Origin of the sequence: Shimia sp. MIT1388 (assembly GCF_047124445.1) — a bacterium.
Taxonomy (GTDB): Bacteria; Pseudomonadota; Alphaproteobacteria; order Rhodobacterales; family Rhodobacteraceae; genus Shimia.
Genome location: NZ_CP138921.1, coordinates 1,319,580 through 1,338,913 on the forward strand (window position 1 = coordinate 1,319,580; position 19,334 = coordinate 1,338,913).

Sequence of the window (19,334 nt, forward strand, 5' to 3'; positions counted from 1 at the left end):
CCCCAGGATATTTGTGGAATGAGAATGTGGGGCGTCGGTGTTAAGCCGACGCCTTTTGCTCTTCAAACCTTTTGCGCAGGCGGTTCAGATCGGTGACCCAGAAGCGGTACATCAGCAGGATGCCTGCTGCAGTCAAACCGCACACCAACCCCAACCACACACCTTCGCCGCCCATCCCAAAGGTGAAACCCAGCACATAGGCGCTTGGCACGCCAATGATCCAATAGCTCACCGCAGCAATCACCATCGGTCCGCGGGTGTCCTGCACCCCACGCAACAGCCCAAGCGCCATCACCTGCGCCCCATCCATCACCTGGAACAGCGCCGCGACATACAAAAGGGTCACACCTGTGGCGATGATCGCCTCACGTTGCACCTCTTCGGGATCAATAAAGGCCCCCAAAAGCTGCTCCGGGAAGATCAGGAAAATCGCCACAGCGATAAAGGCTGTTAGCAGAGAGGCCACAATCGCCACCCAGGCACCGCGCGCCATATGATCCGCGTCTTTGCGCCCCATGGCGTTGCCTGCCCGCACTGTGGCCGCATTGGACAGACCCAAGTGGATCATAAACGCCAGACTCGCCAGTTGCAGCGCAATGCCATGCGCCGCCAGCGTCACCGTGCCAAGCCAGCCCATCATAATGGAGGAGGCCGAGAACAGCCCCACTTCCGCCAGGTTGGTGATGCCAATCGGCAGCCCCAAACGGAACACTTTGGCAAACACCTCCCAATCCGGCCGCCAGATGCGCGCAAAGAGATCATGCTGCGGCAACGCCTTGATGGCATAGAGGATCACCCCCGCCAGAGACACAAACTGCACCAAGATCGAGGCTATCGCCGCCCCCCGCACGCCCATCTCCGGCAACCCCCAGTTGCCAAAAATCAGCCCGTAGTTCACCACTGCGTTCACCGGCACAGCGGCAACCGTGACCCAGAACACCACGCGGGTGTGTTCCAAAGCCGCCAGGTAGGACTTGAGCACCATCACCAAAAGCGCCGGGACCAGCCCAAGCCCTGCAATCCGCAAATAGGCCTGCGCCAGTTCTGCCACATCAGGGGCCTGCTGCAACGACAACAGGATTGGGCCGGACAGCATAAACAACGGCTGTACCAACACGCCAAAAATCACCGACAGCCATAGCCCCATACGTGTCACGCGCCGTAGGGCTTGTTCGTCCCCTTCCGCATCGGCCTCAGCCACCAAAGGCATGACCGCAATGGCAAAGCCCGATCCCAGAATGAAGATCACAAAGAAAAACGTGCTGCCCAGCACCACCGCTGCCAGCGCCTCCACGGAGTACCAGCCGAGCATGACCGTGTCGGTCAAACCGATTCCAAACTGCGCCACATGGCCGCCAATCAGCGGCAGGCCAATGCGCAAAAGGGCGCGAACGTGGTCAGACGTCCGCATTGGGGAGGTCGATTGTGTAGGTGTCATGCCCAAGCAGTAAGCTTGTTAATTAGGCAGAGCAAGGCCCGCCTTTGCGTTGATCCAAAATCCGCCCTCTGCCACCATGGGCCTCATTGATTACACAAGGTCCTGCCATGTCCTCCGATCCCTTTGCCATACTGATTTCCGACAGCCGCGCCTTTCTGAACTCGCTGGCCGACAACAACACCAAAGACTGGTTTAACGAAAACAAACCCACCTATGAGGCCCTGCTTAAAGCACCAGCGCTGGCTCTGCTCGACACGATGGCGGCCTCGCTGGAAAAGCAAACCGGCCAAGTGCCCTCCACCAAACTCTTCCGCCCGCACCGCGACGTGCGCTTTTCCAAGGATAAAACACCCTACCACCTGCATCTGCACATGCTGTGGTCGACCCCACCGGTCGGGTACTTCTTTGGCATTGGCCGGGACTATCTGTCTGTGGGCGGCGGCATCATGGGGTTTGACAAGGACCGGCTGACCCACTGGCGCGCCGCCGTCGACGGCCCCAAGGGTGCACAGCTCTTTGATGCTATCGCTGACCTACAAGCCCAAGGCGCCCGCATGGACGACCCGGAGCTCAAACGTGTCCCTGCCCCTTTTGACAAAGACCATCCTCAAGCCGCCCTGCTCAAACGCAAAAGCTGCACCGTCTGGTTTGACTATGAAGAAAGCGACATAACAAAAGGCGGCCTCGTGCCACAGCTTGAGACCACCTTCCAAAACCTACAGCCGCTCACGCAACTGCTTGCCACGCTTTAGCGCGGCTTTCGGGTATCCGGGTGCAACGCCGCGCCCAGAATGTGATCGGACTGATGGATCACATGACTTGCGGTGTTCACAATCAGCGGATCCGCCTGCTCGACTATGCTGTGGTCCTTGCCGGGATACTCCAGCGAGGCCAGGAAATGCCGCATACAGTTCAGACGCGCGCGCTTCTTGTCGTTGGATTTCACCACGGTCCACGGCGCATCCGCCGTATCGGTGTAGAAGAACATCGCCTCCTTGGCCTCGGTGTAGTCGTCCCATTTCGACAAAGACGCCTTGTCAATTGGGCTCAGTTTCCACTGCTTCAGAGGATCAGTTTCCCGACTTTCGAACCGACGTTTCTGCTCATCTTGAGTGACCGAGAACCAGTATTTGTACAGCCGAATGCCCGAGCGTACCAACATCCGTTCCAGATCCGGCGTTTGCCGCATGAACTCCAGGTATTCCCCCGGCTCGCAAAAGCCCATCACCCGCTCCACACCGGCGCGGTTGTACCAGCTGCGGTCATACAGCACCATTTCCCCCGCCGTTGGCAGATGGTCGATATACCGCTGAAAATACCACTGACCGCGCTCTTCATCGGTGGGTTTGTTCAAGGCCACCACACGCGCCGAGCGCGGGTTGAGGTGCTCGGTAAACCGCTTGATCGTGCCGCCCTTCCCGGCCGCATCCCGCCCCTCAAACAGCATCACAAACTTCTGCCCGGTTTCCTGCGCCCAAAGCTGCACCTTCAGCAGCTCTGCCTGCAACTGCGCCTTCTGCTTTTCGTATGACCGGCGGGACAGTTTGGTCGCGTAAGGGTACTCGCCCTTCTCAAACGCGCGGCGCAACTCCTCCGCCGTTGGCTCGTTTTCGGCACCCTTCACCTCTGTGTCCGCTGCCTCGGCAACGTCCTTGATTTCACCGTCATTTACCTGAGCCACACCATCCAACTGGTCATCCATAAGCGTCTCCTTTCTTGCTTTTCTCGTGATGACACCGACCTACCACGCGGCGCAAAAATCCTCTTTGATGCACGTCAACTGAATCTTCTGTTTTGCACCAAATTCCCAATAAAAATGGAGTCTTGCCCCGCTCTTCGGTGCACCTCAGTACACGATGACCTCGCGTCCGTTCTGCACACTGCAGTAGATCGAGCCCCCTCGCGCCCCTAGACTTTCCCCAGTCATTGGAGGACGCTTATGTTTGGTACTTCTCTCTCCCTCGCTCGAAAGCTTGCCGTGTCACTGACCCTCGCAGCCACATCCCTTTCCGCTCAGGACCGCATTGATCTGATCCGCCCCGACGCCCCAGCCCTGGCCCCCTATGGCGACCTGCCGGTTGGGGTCACAACGCGGACCTTTGTGCACCCCGACCAGCTCGACGTGCTCAACTCCACCGAGGGCACACTGGCACGCTACGACCGGGCCCTGACCGTTGAGATCTGGTATCCTGCCGCGGCTGGCACCCCTCCGGGCAGCACCTATGAAACCGTGCTGCGTGACCCGTCCCTCTCGGCAACCCTCACCGGCCGCGCCGCGCGCGACGCCACGCCCAAAGCAGAAGGCCCCTTCCCGCTGGTGGTGATTTCCCACGGCTACCCCGGCAACCGCCTCCTGCTCTCCCATCTGGGCGAAAACCTCGCCTCCAAGGGCTATGTGGTCGCCTCCATCGACCACACCGACAGCACCTACGCTGATCAAGCCGCCTTTGGCTCCACCCTGCTCAACCGGCCCATTGACCAGAAGTTTGTCCTCAACAGCATGGCAACGCTCGAGGGCCCCATTGGCGCGATCACCGATGCCAACACTGCGGCAGTGATTGGCTACTCTATGGGCGGCTACGGCGCGCTGATATTCGGCGGCGCGGGCCTTGCCCCCGGTGTCGAAGCCTCGCCCTTCGCACCGCCGCAAGGCACTTTGCTGCACAACGTACGCAATACCGACAGCCACGAGGCGCTGATTGATGAGCGCGTCAAGGCGCTGATCTCCATTGGCCCCTGGGGCCGCAACTACGGCCTCTGGGATGACGCAGGTCTCGCGGGCCTGCGCAAACCAACCCTCCTGATGGCGGGCGAAGTGGATGACGTCTCAATCTACCCCGCCATGCGCGAAATCTTCGACCACGCCACAGGCACGGACCGCCACCTGCTCACTTTTGAAAACGCCAACCACAACGCCGCCGCGCCCATCCCTGCGCCCATGGCCAGCTGGCAACCGTCCGAAACCCTCGGTTTCCCGCCGTTTGACCACTATGCCGACGCGGTCTGGGACACCACCCGCATGAACAACATCACCCAGCACTTCGCCACAGCATTCTTGGACCTTAACTTGAAAGGCGACAGCAACAAAGCTGCCTATCTCGACCTTGTCCCCAACGCCAAAGACGGCCTGTTCTCCGCAGAAGAAGACGGCAGCTTCAAACCGGACCACACTTATTGGCAAGGCTTCCCGGCCCGCACCGCAGTTGGGTTGCGGTTTGAGACCCTCCTCAAGGGGCAGTAAGCAAAATCCCCCAAAAAAGGCGACCATTCCGGTCGCCTTTTTTTACGCCTGCATTGTTTAGAATTGTCTCCAACTGTCACAAAGGGCCCTAACGAAACAATACCTGCACTGCCGATATAAAACAGACACTTAGATAAGTTTACCGCCCGAAATAAAACCTATTTCACGCTAAGGTGTCGTTAAGACTTGGGTGCCTAGGCTGCTGCAGGAATTGCGAGGAGGCTACCCAAATGAAATTCATGACTGCCACGGTTTCTGCCATTGCGTTGACCGTTTCCACCGGCGCTGCCATCGCCGACACCGTCACCATCCTGGCCGCAGATCTGCCGCCCATGGTGTATGCAGACGGCTCCGGTCGTGAGGCCGAAATTGTCACCCGAGTGATGGAGCACTGCGGCCACGAGGTGAACTATGTGGTGCAACCCTTCACCCGCCACTGGGCCACATACGAAGGCGGCACGGGCGACGCGGTGATGACTGTCCCACTTGGCATGCCGATGGACGGCGCTCAAAGCGCGCCTTACATCTCTTATCAGAACGGCGTGTCTTACCTCGCCTCTTCCGGCAACAACTTTGGCGCGCTGGACGACCTCGCCGGCCTCAGCATCGCCGCCTTTGAAGGCGCTTCCGGCATCCTGCCGGGCCTGTCCGACGCCCAAGGTTCCTTTGGCTCCTACCGCGAGATGGCAGACCAGGAAACTCAATCCAAACTGCTGTTTGGCGGCCGCGTTGACGGCATCCTGGGCGACGGCATGCTCTTTGCCGCCTACGCCGCCAGCCTGCGCGACGCCGGCTCCTCCGCAGGCGTAGACGCCAGCCAACCGCTTGAGTTCCGCGCCATCTTTGAACCTTCAAACTACGCCATGAACTTCCGCAATCCGGACATGTCCGTGGCCTTTGACCGCTGCTTCTCCGAATTGGAAGCTGATGGAACCATCGCGGCGATCAACACCAAGTGGATCGACAAATACCGTGACTCGCTGGCGGACAACTATCTGTCCATGTGACCGCCAGCCCCTCTGTCACGGCCTTACGTGATCTCGCGGTATCCGGGTAACTCCCTAGTCTTTGTCCTTCCATCCGGGCACCGCACATCCCCTCTCTCCATAAGCCGCCTGTTTTATCACAGGCGGCTTTACGGTTCTTGCGACCTGCCTCTTCCCCCCGCCGCGCACCCCTGCCATAATGCGCGCCAAGCAACACCAACAAGAGCAGCCCGCGAATGCCCAACGACCTTCTGGCCGAAACACAGCCGACCGATTACGACGCCTCCTCTATTGAAGTCCTTGAGGGGCTGGAACCTGTCCGAAAACGGCCTGGCATGTATATCGGCGGCACGGACGAACGCGCGCTGCACCATATGGTCGCTGAGGTGCTCGACAACTCGATGGACGAAGCGGTTGCAGGCTTCGCCAACCGCATCGAGGTCGAGCTGCACGAAGACTACTCGATCACCATCCGCGACAACGGCCGGGGCATCCCTGTGGACCCCCATCCCAAGTTCCCTGACAAGTCCGCATTGGAAGTGATCCTCTGTACCCTGCACGCAGGTGGTAAGTTCTCTGGCAAAGCCTATCAGACCTCGGGCGGTCTGCACGGCGTGGGTGCGTCGGTTGTGAACGCATTGTCGGATCTGATGGTGGTGCAAGTTGCACGCGACAAAAAACTGTTTGAACAACGCTTTTCCCGCGGTCTGCCACAAGGCCCCGTGGAACAAGTTGGCGCCGCCCCCAACCGCCGCGGCACCACAGTCACTTTCCACGCGGATGAGCAAATCTTCGGCTCCCACCGTTTCAAACCGGCCCGCCTGTTCAAATCGATCCGCTCCAAGGCGTATCTCTTCTCCGGCGTCGAAATCCGCTGGAAAACCGCCATCGACGACGGCGAAACCCCAACCGAGGCCACCTTCCACTTCCCCGGAGGTCTGTCTGACTACCTCAAAGAAACCATGGACAAGGCGACCACCTACGCCGAACAGCCTTTCTCCGGCACCGTGGACTTCCAGGAGCGTTTCAACGTCCCCGGCAAAGTCGAATGGGCCATCAACTGGACGCCCTCCCGCGACGGCTTCATCCAGTCCTACTGTAACACCGTGCCCACGCCCGAAGGCGGCACGCACGTCTCCGGCTTCTGGGCCGCTGTGCTCAAAGGCATCAAGGCCTACGGCGAACTGATCAACAACAAAAAGGCCGCGCAGATCACCCGTGACGACCTGATCACTGGCGGCTGCGCGCTGGTCTCCTGTTTCATCCGCGAGCCTGAGTTTGTTGGCCAAACCAAAGACCGCCTAGCCACTGTCGAGGCCCAGCGTCTGGTGGAAAACGCCGTGCGCGACCACTTTGACAACTGGCTGGCCGCAGACACCAAGTCCGCCGGCGCCATCCTCGACTTCTTGGTCCTTCGCGCCGAAGAGCGTCTGCGTCGCCGTCAGGAAAAAGAGACCGCGCGCAAAACCGCCACCAAAAAGCTGCGCCTGCCCGGCAAGCTGGTGGACTGTTCCGCCACCAACCGCGACGGCACCGAACTTTTCATCGTGGAGGGCGACTCCGCGGGCGGCTCTGCCAAAATGGCCCGCAACCGCAAGACCCAGGCCCTCCTGCCGCTCCGTGGTAAGATCCTCAATGTACTGGGCGCGGCCAGCTCCAAGATCGGCACCAACCAGGAAATCAACGACCTGACCCAGGCGCTTGGCGTCGGGCTTGGCACCAAATTCAACGTCGACGACCTGCGCTATGACAAGGTCATCATCATGACCGACGCGGACGTCGACGGCGCCCACATCGCCGCGCTCCTGATGACCTTCTTTTACACCCAAATGCGCCCGATGATCGACGCCGGCCACCTCTACATGGCCTGCCCCCCGCTCTTCCGCCTCACCCAGGGCGCCAAACGCGTCTACTGTGTGGATGAGGCCGAGAAAAACGAATGGCTGGAAAAAGGCCTTGGCGGCAAAGGCAAAATCGACGTCTCCCGCTTCAAAGGTCTGGGCGAGATGGACGCGAAAGACCTGAAAGAAACCACCATGGATCCGGGCAGCCGCAAGCTCATCCGTGTGACGATTGACGAAGACGAGCCCGGCGAAACAGACGCGCTGGTGGGTGATCTGATGGGCAAAAAGCCGGAGAAGCGCTTCCAATACATTCAGGAAAACGCCCGGTTTGTGGAGGAGTTGGATGTTTGAGGCTTAACGCTTCGCTTCCAAGATACTGAGATGCCCAAACTCCAAGGTTCCGATCCCAAAGTTTTTTGGGTCTTTCAACTCTGCAACATCGGCGCATCGGCACTTCTGAAAGTTCTCCTGCCCCTCACGGTAGGCGGCGTCAACCTCGCATACCCGCTTTTTGCTACGAAGGTCATACTGCTGATTTGGATGACGGACTTTCCTCAACGCAGAACTCTCACTGCCTTGGCCTTCTTTGTCGTTGCTTGTTTGGATGTTTGCGCCATGCTGTTGACCGGCTCGTTTTCCGTCTACAGTTGGGCCTACGCACATCTCTTCTAACAACTGAAGAGACAGACCAAGTTAGTCAGCGCCTGACCCGAGGGTGGGTGCGGAACGCGCCCTCTCATGGGGTGAAGAGTGACCGTCGCGCCAGTGGCGCGGCGTAAGCGCTCTGAACGGTCGGGCGCGGCGGAATGCAAGGCATTCCGCATTGGTCTGCAAATCACACGCCGTAGGGTGCGCATTCACTGCGCACCTTCCAAGACCCGCAACACGCGATACCGGTGCGCATAAATGCGCACCCTACATCTTGCCGGCCATCGGTCCCCCTGCCAAACTCCCCCCCATGCGCCCCGCCTTTGCCTTAACCCTCACTCTCTTGCTGCCCGTCCCCGACGCCATGGCCCAAGCCCGCAAGGATTCCGCGCGGCATCAGAACAACTTCATGTCCCCGGAAAGCCAGCAGCGCTCCAATCAGCCGTCTTTGAACACCAACAAAGGCACGCACCAGTGGGGGCAAAAGCAACCGCGCACAGAGCTCTTCTGTGACCAATACGCCCGCGCCGCCGCCGGTATGCGCGGCCGTGTGCAGGGCGGACAAACCGGCACGCAACTGGGCTACGGCCTTGGCTACATCGGCACCCGCGATCACCGCGACGCGCTTGGCAGCGCCGTGGTTGGCGGCGCCATCGGTTCCGCCGCCGGGGCCGCGCAGGATCAGAAGTTTTATGACTTCCACTTCACCGAATGTATGAACGGCGGCCGTTTGGTCACCACACCCAAGTAGGGTGCGCATTCACAGCGCACCATTCCGGTGGCTTTGCGCAACACGATCTGAAGCACACGTGATCCCTGTTTCAGCCATTCGCCGCTAAGCTGCCCCCATGGCCGCGTTTTTGCAAACCTACCAACTGCCCCTGATCCTTGCCTGCTTCCTGCTGGGCTGCCTCGGCGCGCTGACCCTCTTCCGCCGCACGGAAGACACCAAAGCCTGGCTTTTGGCGGACGTGATCTGGGTTGCCTTGGGCGGGGTTGGCGCCGTGGTGGCCATAGCGGCGGGCATCTACCAAGAAGACAGCACCGCGCTCAACCGACAGATCACCGTCGCCTACACCGCGTCCCGCGCCTTTGACACCGACGCCGCCCGCTTCCGCCTGCGCTACTGCGCAGAAACCAGCGACGCAGACCTGACCACGCTCTGCGAAAAGGTCGAATTCCTCTCCGCGTCCTCAGCGGAAAACACCGCCCTACCCCTGTTCCTCACCATCACGGAACGCGCCGCCCCACTGGAAGGCATCTCCCTCCTGTTTGGCAGCGCTCGCGACCACGCAGAGATGTCCCAAGCCGCCGCCGAACTGGAGATGGCCGAGTTCCTCGCCTTTGACACCCGCGACGTAACCACCATCATGGCGGTGGAAAACATCGCACCCACCCGCCCGGAGATCGCCGCCGACTACCGCGTGCTGGCGCTCACCTATGACACGCTGATCGAAGACATCACCGCACTGCGTGATGCATGGCGGCGCCTGCAATCCGGCCGCGCCCTCTTGATCCTGCAAATCATCGCCCTCTGCCTCGTCGCCTTTGCGGCACCTTTCCGCTTGGGCCGCACAATCGACAGTCTTCTGTGATTTCCCACCTTGCCACCACAAGGCGCTTTGCTAGTCTCCCCCTCATGCGCATCTGGCCCGTTTTCTTCTGTCTCGCTTTGATCTCCTGCGGCCGGTCCCTGACCGAAAGTGAACAGGCGTTTACCGCTGACGTTTTGGGCGACACCATCGACACCAAACCGATCCGCATCACCAAAAACGCACCGCTCGGCATCCAGACGTGGGAGTATGAAAAACGCCCCCGCCTTGCCTGTCGCGAGCGCATCAATCCGGAGCCCAAAGAGGAAACCATCACCGCCACCGCCGCCGGTGTTGTGCTCTATGAGCACGTCTACACCTCCCGCGATTGGTCGGTGCCGGATTACGTGCCGAGCTACCCTGAGAAGCTGCACCTGACAGCAGCGATGTTCTTTGCCCATGAAATGGTGCACGTCTGGCAATGGCAAAACCGTGAGATCACCGGCTACACGCCCTTCAAGGCCGCCCAAGAACACAAGAACGGCGCGGATCCTTATCAGTTCGAAAGCGCCTCCGCCGCGACCTTCCTGGATTACGGATATGAGCAGCAGGCCGCCGTGGTGGAGGAATACCTCTGCTGTTCCCTGCTCGATCCCGAAGCACCGCGCACCGCGCGGCTCAAATCTCTGCTCTCACCGCATTTCCCGGTCGAAAATCTGCCCCGCCCGGACTCGGTGGTGCTGCCGTGGAAGGACGCACAAGTTAAGAATATCTGCCGCTAATCGGTGCAAAAATCGCCACAGTCGCAAAACAGTCGTGATACCGACAGAATACCGACGTGGATTTTGCCCACAAAAAAGGGGGCCGAAGCCCCCAATTAACCTTGCTGAACAGGCATTTACTTATAGCCAAACGCGCTGTTCGGGATCAGCTGGCGCTTCCCACCGGGTGCTTTCCACTCGCTTTCGAGGCACGCGGTTCCCTCTTTTTGCCAGTAGAGCACCTTGAAATCATACCATCCTGCCTTTGGCACATTGACCTTAGGTCGCCCTGCACTGGCACATGGTGTGATCTTGTTCAGCTTCGCCACCGACTTGCCGCTGATCCAAACCTGAGAGCCATCATTGCTAAAGAATTCAAGGTCATAGACCCCGGGCTTATCAAACTTGATATACCCGTTAATGTCCGCAACCACCAACATCGGCTTGCCCGACGTCAGCACCGGCGCGCCCTGCCCCTTGTCTGGAAAGTTCAATCCAGGCAAGGGCTTACCCGGCTTGGACCACTTAATTTTCGACTTCGCTTGATTCAGGTTGCGCACATTGCGCTCCCCGGTGAAGTAATTGACTTTGAGGCCTTGTTTCACGCCGGTTGGTTGTGGATTGGCGGGCGTCAGCTCAATCACCTGCGCCGACACAGCCCCCCCGATGAAAATGGAAACAGCGGCCAAAGCACTGACAATAAAAGATTTCACAAGCAAACTCCTCGCATCATGGCGTTTGGGGACAGCCTAAGTCCAACCACCCCCAATGAGCAAGTCACAGTTCCGCGGATAAGAGGGAACTCGCGCGTTTTGGATTAGGCTGGCTGCACATCTTCAAGCAAGGCAAGGAACGCCCCCCAAGTCGAAAACTGCTGATCATGGGGAATAGCCTCGACAGGCGATTTACGATAACCTTCTGTAAACAAAGCAAAAGTCACCCCCGCCCGCTTTGCCGTCTCTGCATCCACTTCGCTGTCGCCAACATAAAGCACGTCCTTCAAAGGCGTTTCGCCAATCGTTTCCAGCAGCGGCAAAGGATCGGGCTTCCGCTTGTCAAAGCTGTCTCCCCCCATAACCACATCGAAGTATTTACTCAGGTCTAGCCCCTCCAAAACATGCATCGCCGGTTCCTTGGGTTTGTTGGTGCAAACCCCCATCCGCACACCTTGTTTTTTCAACACATCAAGCACTTCGCGAACCCCGTCGTAGGTCACCGTATACTCAGAGGTGGACGCATTGTAGATTTCCAGCACCCGCGCGCTCAGTCGAGGGAACTCCGTTTCTGCCACTTGAAAATGCGCCATCACCCGTTGCACCAGAACCGGCAAGCCATTGCCAATAAAAGAAATCACAGTGGGCAGATCCAGATCTGGCAAGCCCTCTTCGGCAAGCATCTTGTTCACAGAGGCGCGGATATCCGGCGCGCTGTCAACCAATGTGCCGTCCAAATCAAAGATCACTGTCTGCATGTCGTGCTGCTCCCGCGTCAAAAACTTTGGCGAATTTCAAGCACGCACGGCAGGCAATGAAAAGCGCCAAATCTTCCGACCCTCGGTCACTCTGGCGCTGGCGACTGTTTTGGGATACCGTGGAATACAATTCCAGCTTCAAGAAATGCCTGAAGATCGCCATGTCCTACATCGACAACATCCGCACCTTTGTCCGCGTTTACGAACTTGGCAGCATGTCCGCCGCCGCCCGTGACCAACGGATTTCCGCGGCCGTGGCCTCCTCACGTATTTCTCAATTGGAAGAATACCTTAGCGTCCGCCTCTTTCACCGCACCACGCGGCAACTCAATCCAACCGAGCAAGGCAACACCTTCTACGAAGGCGCCTGCAAAATCCTTGAAACCATTGATGAAGCCGAAGCTGCGGTAAATTCCATCACGCAAAGTCCACGCGGCCTTCTGCATATCGCTGCCCCTCTGGGGGTTGGCCGTCGCCTGATTGCGCCCTTGATTCCGGAATTCAAAAAGGAGTACCCCCTCATCGATCTACGCTTGCGTCTGTCAGACCGCAAACTCGACCTGACCGCCGAAGGCCTTGATGTGGCTTTCTTTTTGGGCGTTCCGGAGGACAGCACCCTTCGTATTCGAAAGATCGCAGATTGTCCCCGCGTGCTTTGTGCCGCGCCGCAATACTTGTCCGAGCGCGGCACGCCCATCTCTCCCGAAGAACTGACCAACGGCACCCACGACTGCCTCAATCTGCGCTACCCTGGTGCGCCAGAGTTCCAATGGCCGCTAGAAACAGATGAAGGCACCCGCCGCTTTGCCGTAAAAGGCCCGTTTGAGTCTGATGACGGCGATGTGCTGACAGACTGGGCGCTAGAAGGCTACGGCATCACTCTCAAACCGGTGTTCGAAATTGCAGAACATCTGTCTTCTGGCGCATTGGTGCCTGTTCTGTCCGAGACGCCCCCAATGCCCATTCAAATGGCACTGCTGTACACGCATCGTCGCCATCAGGATCCCAAAACACGGCTGCTGATCGAGTTTATGACCCCGCGTGTTCAGGCCGCACTGCTAGAAAACCAAGCCGGGGCAAAGACCTAACCAGCACTGACAATTCACGGCACAGCTTCAAGCCGCCTTCCACGACAACAACTCTTTCAAGAAAAATTGGAAAGTCACCCGGCGTTTTTTAAGCTAAAACGAAGCAATCACGAACCAGGGGAGTTTTGTCGTGACGCGTTACGCACGGGACATGCGGGGCTACGGCCCCAAGCCACCACATCCACAATGGCCAAATGACGCCAAAGTCGCCGTTCAGTTTGTATTGAACTACGAAGAAGGTGGCGAAAACTGCGTTCTGCATGGCGATGCGGCTTCCGAGGCGTTTCTTTCTGACATTCCAGGTGCCGCCCAATGGCAGGGCCAGCGTCATTGGAATATGGAGTCGATCTACGAATACGGCGCGCGCGCAGGCTTCTGGCGCTTGCATCGTTTGTTCACCGGCAAAGACATCCCTGTGACCATTTACGGCGTGGCCAGCGCGTTGGCGCGTAATCCGGAACAAGTTGCTGCTATGAAGGCCGCGAATTGGGAAATCGCCAGCCACGGCCTGAAATGGGTTGAGCACAAGGATATGCCGGAAGAGGAGGAGCGCGCCTCCATCGCTGAGGCCATCCGCCTGCACACCGAAGTGGTCGGCGAGCGCCCACGCGGTTGGTACACGGGGCGTTGTTCTGAAAACACTGTCCGGCTCGTCGCCGAAGCGGGTGGATTTGATTATATCTCAGACACTTACGATGACGACTTGCCTTACTGGCGTGAATTTGGCGATCAGGATCAACTGATCATTCCTTACACGCTGGAAGCCAACGACATGCGCTTTGCCACGGCCCCGGGTTGGGTGACAGGGCAAGACTTCTTCACCTACCTCAAAGATGCCTTTGACGTGCTCTATGCCGAAGGCAGCGAAGGTGCGCCCAAGATGATGTCCATCGGCTTGCATTGCCGGTTGATTGGCCGTCCGGGAAAACAAGCCGGACTGGCGCAGTTCCTCGAGTACATTCAAGGCTTTGAGGGCGTCTGGACCCCGCGGCGTGTTGAGATTGCCGAGCACTGGGCACAAACGCATCCGCACAAACGCTTCGAGCGCCCAAGCGCCATGGAAAAACCCCGATTTGTGGAGCTCTACGGCGGCATCTTTGAGCACTCCGCCTGGATTGCGGAACGTGCCCATGACTTAGAACTCGGACCTGCCCACGATTGTGCCGCTGGCGTGCACAACGCCCTCTGCCGCACCTTCCGTACTGCTAGCGACGAAGAACGGCTTGGCGTGCTCAACGCCCACCCGGATCTTGCAGGCAAGTTGGCTGCAGCCGGTCGCCTAACCGCCGAAAGCACCTCGGAACAGTCTGGCGCAGGTCTGGATATGCTCACGGATGAAGAGCGTGCCAATTTTACCCAATTGAACAGCGACTATGTCGCCAAACACGGCTTCCCGTTTATCATTGCGGTGCGTGACCACACCAAGGCCTCGATCATGGCCGCCTTTGAGCGCCGTATTGGCAATGACAGCGCCACCGAGTTTGCAGAGGCGTGCAAACAGGTTGAGCGTATTGCCGAATTCCGCCTGATGGATCTTTTGCCGTGACTGACATCACCATCCAGCCCCTGACAGCAGAGGCCTTCGCGCCATATGGCGACGTGATCACCCTCAAACCTGAGGCTGATAAGATCATCAACCAAGGCATGTGTGGCCGACATCACGACCTGGCAGAGATGGATTTTTCCGATGGGCGCGCGGGTATCAGCCTGTTTAACGCACAGCCGCGCAGCCTGCCCTACACGCTAGAAATGGTTGAGCGCCATCCGGACGGAAGTCAGGCTTTCATTCCGATGACGGAACACGCATTCCTTGTGATTGTTGCAAAAGATTTGGGCGGCAAGCCGGATACCCCCGTGGCGTTTCAGACGCAGCCGGGACAAGCCATCAACTTCCATCGCAACACATGGCACGGCGTTTTGACCCCGCTTGCAGCCCCCGGCCTTTTTGCCGTGGTGGACCGCATTGGCGACGGCGCCAACCTCGAAGAATTTTGGTTCAACACAGCTTACCAAGTGGTGGCGGACCAAAACCAACGGTCAGGTATCCCCTGACCAAACCGCCCGAAGCTGCTCGCCAAATGAAGCGGCAGGGCTTTACGACCGACAGGAGAAGGACATGGCTGACACTATGACAGCTCAGGAAACACAAGGGACCGGACAATACTCCGACCCAAACGTCACGCCCCCATTGGGGCAGGCAATCCCTCTGGGATTCCAACACGTTCTGGCAATGTTTGCCTCAAACGTTACCCCATCCATTATTGTGGCCGGCGCGGCTGGCCTCGCTTTTGGCGGCGCTGAACAGGTCTATCTGATCCAGATGGCCATGCTGTTTGCCGGCATCGCAACTCTGTTCCAAACCGTGGGGATCGGCCCAATTGGCGCACGCCTACCAATCATGCAAGGCACCAGCTTTGCCTTTGTTGGCGTGCTGGCTGGCGTCGCTGCCACCCAAGGTCTCAGCGTCGCTCTGACTGCCTGTATCATTGGCGGCGTGATCCACTTCGCGCTCGGCTCTGTGATTGGCAAATTGCGCTGGCTGTTCCCGCCACTGGTGACCGGCCTGGTGATCCTTGCCATTGGTCTCTACCTCATTCCGGTTGCGATCAAATACGCCGCAGGTGGCGCCGCGCAATTCCAGATGGAAGCAGAAAGCTTCGGCTCTTTGAAGCACTGGACTGTGGCATTGACCGTTGTGGTTGTGGCTTTGGTTCTGAAGTTCTTCACAAAAGGCACCCTGTCCAGCGCGGCCATTCTGGTTGGCCTGATCGCAGGTTACGTTGTGGCGTATCTGTCCGGTATGGTAAACTTTGGCGCCGTCGCCAAAGCCTCTTGGGTGACTGGCATCAAGCCTCTGCCTTACGGCTTTGAATTCAGCCTCGGCGCAGTGATTGCCGTGACATTGGTCTCCATCGTTTCCGCGATTGAAACCGTGGGCGACGCCTCTGCCACCGCCAAAGCTGGTGCTGGCCGCGATGCGACCGACGAAGAGATTCAGGGCGCAACATATGCGGACGGCTTAGGTACGGCCATTGCCGGTGTCTTTGGCGGTCTGCCAAACACCTCGTTCTCACAGAACGTCGGTATTGTCGGCATGACAGGCGTCATGAGCCGCCACGTGGTGACCATCGGTGGCATCATCCTGATCCTCTGTGGTCTGATGCCAAAAGTGGGTGCCGTGATCGCCTCCATGCCCCTGCCAGTCCTGGGCGGCGGTGTGATCGTAATGTTTGGCATGGTGGCGTCTGCCGGCCTGAACGTGCTGTCCGAAGTGGAACTGAACCGCCGCAACATGGTGATCATCGCTGTGTCGCTCGCTGTGGGTCTGGGTCTGAACCTTGTCCCAACCGCCGTGCAATACCTGCCGGGTGTTGTGAAAACACTGATGACCTCGGCTGTGGCACCAACCGCGCTCTGCGCGATTGTGCTGAACTTGGTTCTTCCTCACGAAGACTGACAAACTCTTTAATTCAAGTGACTTACAGGGACCTTCGGGTCCCTGTTTTTTTGTCTTCAAACTGCGCTACACTCCCACAATATCCTTTTGACCAAGCCTTGCGCCACACGCATGGGACCCATGCATTTGGCGCACTAGCTTAATTGTTTAATATTAAACTATAAGGATCGAAACGCGGATTTCAGTGGAGGAGACGCCGCATGGCGAATGAATTTCCAGACATCGACCCGGTAGAATCCCAAGAATGGCAGGACGCCATTGAGGATGTCATCGCGCGGGACGGACCAGACAGAGCGCATTACCTGCTCGATAAAGCGGTGCAGCAAGCCCGCGCGGCTGGCGCGACGCTGCCCTTCTCGGCGACCACGCCGTATCAGAACACCATCCCAACCGACGATCAGGAAGAGTTTCCTGGCGATCTGGACATGGAATGGCGCATCCGCACCATCAACCGCTGGAACGCCATGGCGACCGTGGTACGCCGCAACAAAGTGAGCAGCGAATATGGCGGCCACATTGCCTCCTTCGCCTCCTCTGCGGTGATGTATGATATAGGGTTGAACCACTTCTGGCGCAGCAAATCTGCGATCCATGGCGGCGACCTTGTGTTCTTCCAAGGTCACGTGATCCCCGGCATCTATGCGCGTTCCTTTATGGAAGGTCGCTTGACCGAAGAGCAGTTGGAAAACTTCCGCTCTGAAGTGGATGGCGGCGGCCTGTCCTCTTACCCGCACCCCTGGCTGATGCCGGACTACTGGCAGTTCCCGACCGTCTCCATGGGCCTTGGCCCGCTGATGGCGATCTACCAAGCGCGGTTCATGAAATACATGCACAACCGCGGCCTGATCGACATGGCCGACCGCAAGGTCTGGTGCTTCCTTGGCGATGGCGAGATGGACGAACCGGAAAGCCGTGGCGCCATTGACCTCGCTGCGCGCGAAGGCCTCGACAACCTGATCTTTGTGGTGAACTGCAACCTGCAGCGTCTGGATGGCCCTGTGCGCGGCAACCATAAAATCGTACAAGAGCTCGAAGGTGATTTCCGCGGCGCGGGCTGGAATGTGATCAAGCTGCTGTGGGGCAAAGGTTGGGACGAACTGCTGGAGAAAGACACCTCCGGCAAACTGCGCCAGTTGATGGACGAAACCGTCGACGGCGACTACCAGACCTTCAAATCCAAAGACGGCGCCTACATTCGCGAGCACTTCTTTGGCAAATACCCAGAGACCGCCGAGCTGGTGAAAGACTGGACCGACGAGCAAATCTGGTCCCTACGTCGTGGCGGCCATGACCCGCAAAAGGTCTACACGGCCTTCAAACGGGCCAGCGACACCAAAGGTCAGCCAACCTGCCTGCTGGTAAAGACCGTCAAAGGTCACGGAATGGGCACCGCTGGCGAAGGCCAGAACACCACCCACCAGCAAAAGAAAATGAACGAGGATCAGCTGCGCGCCTTCCGCGACCGCTTTGAGATCCCGGTCAGCGACGAAGATGTGGGTGACGCGCCGTTTGTGAAACTCAACAACGCACAGAAAGCTTACCTGGCGGACCGACGTAAAGCGCTCGGTGGAGAGTTCCCAAAACGTGAGAGCCAATCGCCTAAGCTGGAAATCCCAGCTTTGGACAAGTTTGCGGCGCAGCTCAAAGGCACTGGGGATCGCGAAATTTCCACCACCATGGCCTTTGTGCGCATTCTGACCACCCTTCTGCGGGACAAGCAGATTGGACAAAACATCGTGCCGATTGTACCGGATGAAAGCCGCACCTTTGGTATGGAAGGTCTGTTCCGCTCTGTGGGCATCTACAATCCGGAAGGGCAGAAATACACGCCGCAAGACGCCGATCAGATGATGTACTACAAGGAATCGACCAATGGTCAGGTTCTGCAGGAAGGCATCAACGAAGCCGGCGCCATGGCGGATTGGATTGCGGCGGCCACCGCCTATTCCAACCACGGCGTGCCGATGATCCCGTTCTTCATTTACTACTCCATGTTTGGCTTCCAGCGCATTGGCGATTTGGCCTGGGCTGCAGGCGACAGCCGTGCACGTGGCTTCATGCTGGGCGGCACCGCTGGCCGGACCACGCTGAACGGCGAGGGTTTGCAACACGAGGACGGCCACAGCCACATCCTTGCTGGCACCATTCCAAACTGCATTTCCTATGACCCGACCTTCCAACACGAAGTGGCGGTGATTGTGCAGCACGGCATGAAGCGGATGTATGAAGATCAGGAAGATGTGTTCTTCTACCTCACACTGATGAACGAAAACTATGCCCATCCAGATATGACGATGGGTGTGGAAGACGAGATCATCAAAGGTCTCTACCGTTTCAAAGAGGTAAAGAAACCGTCCAAGAAGCATGTCACGCTGATGGGCTCCGGCACCATTCTGGTGCAGGCCATGCAGGCAGCTGAGATGCTCGAAGCGGACTTCGGTGTGACATCCGAAATCTGGTCGGCCACCAGCTTCAACGAACTGGCACGGGATTGTCAGGATGTGGCCCGCCACAACCGCCTGAATCCTCTGGCAGAGCCAAAAACGTCCTTTGTGGCGCAGCAGCTTGCCAAGGCCAAAGGCCCTGTGATTGCGGCAACCGACTACATGAAGAACTACGCGGAGCAAATCCGGACCTGCGTGCCAGGCAGCTACACCGTGCTAGGCACCGACGGATTTGGCCGCTCCGACAGCCGCGTGAACCTGCGCCGCTTCTTTGAGGTGGACGCCAACCACATCGCCGCAGCGGCCATGGTGGACCTCTACAAAGAGGGCGCAGTGACCAAGAAAGACCTTGAGGCCGCACTGGCCAAATACGACATCGACGGCGCCAAGCCGAACCCGCGCCTGGTGTGATCGGGAAGAGAGG

General features: G+C 58.5%; 17 protein-coding genes. 13 read left to right on the forward strand and 4 right to left on the reverse strand.

What is annotated here, in order from left to right:
* Positions 1–40: 40 nt before the first annotated feature.
* Positions 41–1,438, reverse strand: a complete 1,398-nt coding sequence (locus SIB92_RS06445; protein WP_412555019.1) for an MATE family efflux transporter — start codon at positions 1,436–1,438, stop codon at positions 41–43.
* Between the two features lie 107 nt (positions 1,439–1,545).
* Between SIB92_RS06445 and SIB92_RS06450 the strand changes: the two genes are divergently transcribed.
* Entirely contained in the window at positions 1,546–2,190 is a 645-nt protein-coding gene (locus SIB92_RS06450; RefSeq protein WP_412555020.1) for a DUF2461 domain-containing protein, read from the forward strand.
* Here SIB92_RS06450 and ppk2 read toward each other — a convergent pair.
* Positions 2,187–3,140, reverse strand: a complete 954-nt coding sequence (gene ppk2 / locus SIB92_RS06455; protein WP_412555021.1) for a polyphosphate kinase 2 — start codon at positions 3,138–3,140, stop codon at positions 2,187–2,189. The two genes, SIB92_RS06450 and ppk2, sit on opposite strands and share 4 nt — an antisense overlap.
* A 237-nt stretch (positions 3,141–3,377) precedes the next feature.
* Between ppk2 and SIB92_RS06460 the strand changes: the two genes are divergently transcribed.
* The 7 genes from SIB92_RS06460 (at position 3,378) to SIB92_RS06490 (ending at position 10,471) form a co-directional block, all read left to right on the forward strand.
* Positions 3,378–4,679 (forward strand): alpha/beta hydrolase family protein, encoded by a 1,302-nt coding sequence (locus SIB92_RS06460; RefSeq protein ID WP_412555022.1) that lies wholly within the window; start codon positions 3,378–3,380, stop codon positions 4,677–4,679.
* 230 nt (positions 4,680–4,909) lie between these two features.
* Positions 4,910–5,686, forward strand: coding sequence for a substrate-binding periplasmic protein (locus SIB92_RS06465; RefSeq protein WP_412555023.1), 777 nt, complete (start codon positions 4,910–4,912; stop codon positions 5,684–5,686).
* A gap of 215 nt (positions 5,687–5,901) precedes the next feature.
* Positions 5,902–7,860 carry a DNA topoisomerase IV subunit B gene (gene parE, locus SIB92_RS06470; protein ID WP_412555024.1) on the forward strand — a complete coding sequence of 653 codons (1,959 nt, stop codon included), beginning with the start codon at positions 5,902–5,904 and terminating at the stop codon, positions 7,858–7,860.
* A 30-nt stretch (positions 7,861–7,890) separates the two neighbouring features.
* Entirely contained in the window at positions 7,891–8,181 is a 291-nt protein-coding gene (locus tag SIB92_RS06475) for a hypothetical protein (RefSeq protein ID WP_412555025.1), read from the forward strand.
* 286 nt (positions 8,182–8,467) lie between these two features.
* Complete coding sequence (locus SIB92_RS06480; RefSeq protein WP_412555026.1) at positions 8,468–8,908, forward strand: hypothetical protein; 441 nt, start codon at positions 8,468–8,470, stop codon at positions 8,906–8,908.
* Between the two features lie 97 nt (positions 8,909–9,005).
* The gene (locus SIB92_RS06485) at positions 9,006–9,752 is read left to right on the forward strand and encodes a hypothetical protein (protein ID WP_412555027.1); all 747 of its coding nucleotides are present in this window, start codon (positions 9,006–9,008) and stop codon (positions 9,750–9,752) included.
* 44 nt (positions 9,753–9,796) lie between these two features.
* Complete coding sequence (locus tag SIB92_RS06490; protein WP_412555028.1) at positions 9,797–10,471, forward strand: hypothetical protein; 675 nt, start codon at positions 9,797–9,799, stop codon at positions 10,469–10,471.
* Between the two features lie 116 nt (positions 10,472–10,587).
* Here the strand turns inward: SIB92_RS06490 and SIB92_RS06495 are convergent, their stop codons facing one another.
* Both SIB92_RS06495 and gph read right to left on the reverse strand, forming a co-directional pair.
* Positions 10,588–11,139 (reverse strand): PA14 domain-containing protein, encoded by a 552-nt coding sequence (locus tag SIB92_RS06495; protein ID WP_412555029.1) that lies wholly within the window; start codon positions 11,137–11,139, stop codon positions 10,588–10,590.
* Between the two features lie 128 nt (positions 11,140–11,267).
* Complete coding sequence (gph, locus tag SIB92_RS06500) at positions 11,268–11,921, reverse strand: phosphoglycolate phosphatase (RefSeq protein WP_412555030.1); 654 nt, start codon at positions 11,919–11,921, stop codon at positions 11,268–11,270.
* 161 nt (positions 11,922–12,082) lie between these two features.
* Here gph and SIB92_RS06505 point away from each other — a divergent pair, with 161 nt between their 5' ends.
* The 5 genes from SIB92_RS06505 to aceE all read left to right on the forward strand — a co-directional run bounded on the left by SIB92_RS06505 (position 12,083) and on the right by aceE (position 19,321).
* Positions 12,083–13,009 carry a LysR family transcriptional regulator gene (locus SIB92_RS06505; RefSeq protein ID WP_412555808.1) on the forward strand — a complete coding sequence of 309 codons (927 nt, stop codon included), beginning with the start codon at positions 12,083–12,085 and terminating at the stop codon, positions 13,007–13,009.
* Between the two features lie 130 nt (positions 13,010–13,139).
* Positions 13,140–14,555 (forward strand): allantoinase PuuE, encoded by a 1,416-nt coding sequence (gene puuE / locus SIB92_RS06510; RefSeq protein WP_412555031.1) that lies wholly within the window; start codon positions 13,140–13,142, stop codon positions 14,553–14,555.
* Positions 14,552–15,061 carry an ureidoglycolate lyase gene (locus tag SIB92_RS06515; protein WP_412555032.1) on the forward strand — a complete coding sequence of 170 codons (510 nt, stop codon included), beginning with the start codon at positions 14,552–14,554 and terminating at the stop codon, positions 15,059–15,061. Before puuE ends, SIB92_RS06515 begins: the two co-directional genes overlap by 4 nt.
* 64 nt (positions 15,062–15,125) lie before the next feature.
* Positions 15,126–16,466, forward strand: a complete 1,341-nt coding sequence (locus SIB92_RS06520) for a uracil-xanthine permease family protein (protein ID WP_412555033.1) — start codon at positions 15,126–15,128, stop codon at positions 16,464–16,466.
* A gap of 200 nt (positions 16,467–16,666) precedes the next feature.
* Positions 16,667–19,321 carry a pyruvate dehydrogenase (acetyl-transferring), homodimeric type gene (gene aceE / locus SIB92_RS06525; protein WP_412555034.1) on the forward strand — a complete coding sequence of 885 codons (2,655 nt, stop codon included), beginning with the start codon at positions 16,667–16,669 and terminating at the stop codon, positions 19,319–19,321.
* The last annotated feature ends 13 nt before the right edge of the window (positions 19,322–19,334 follow it).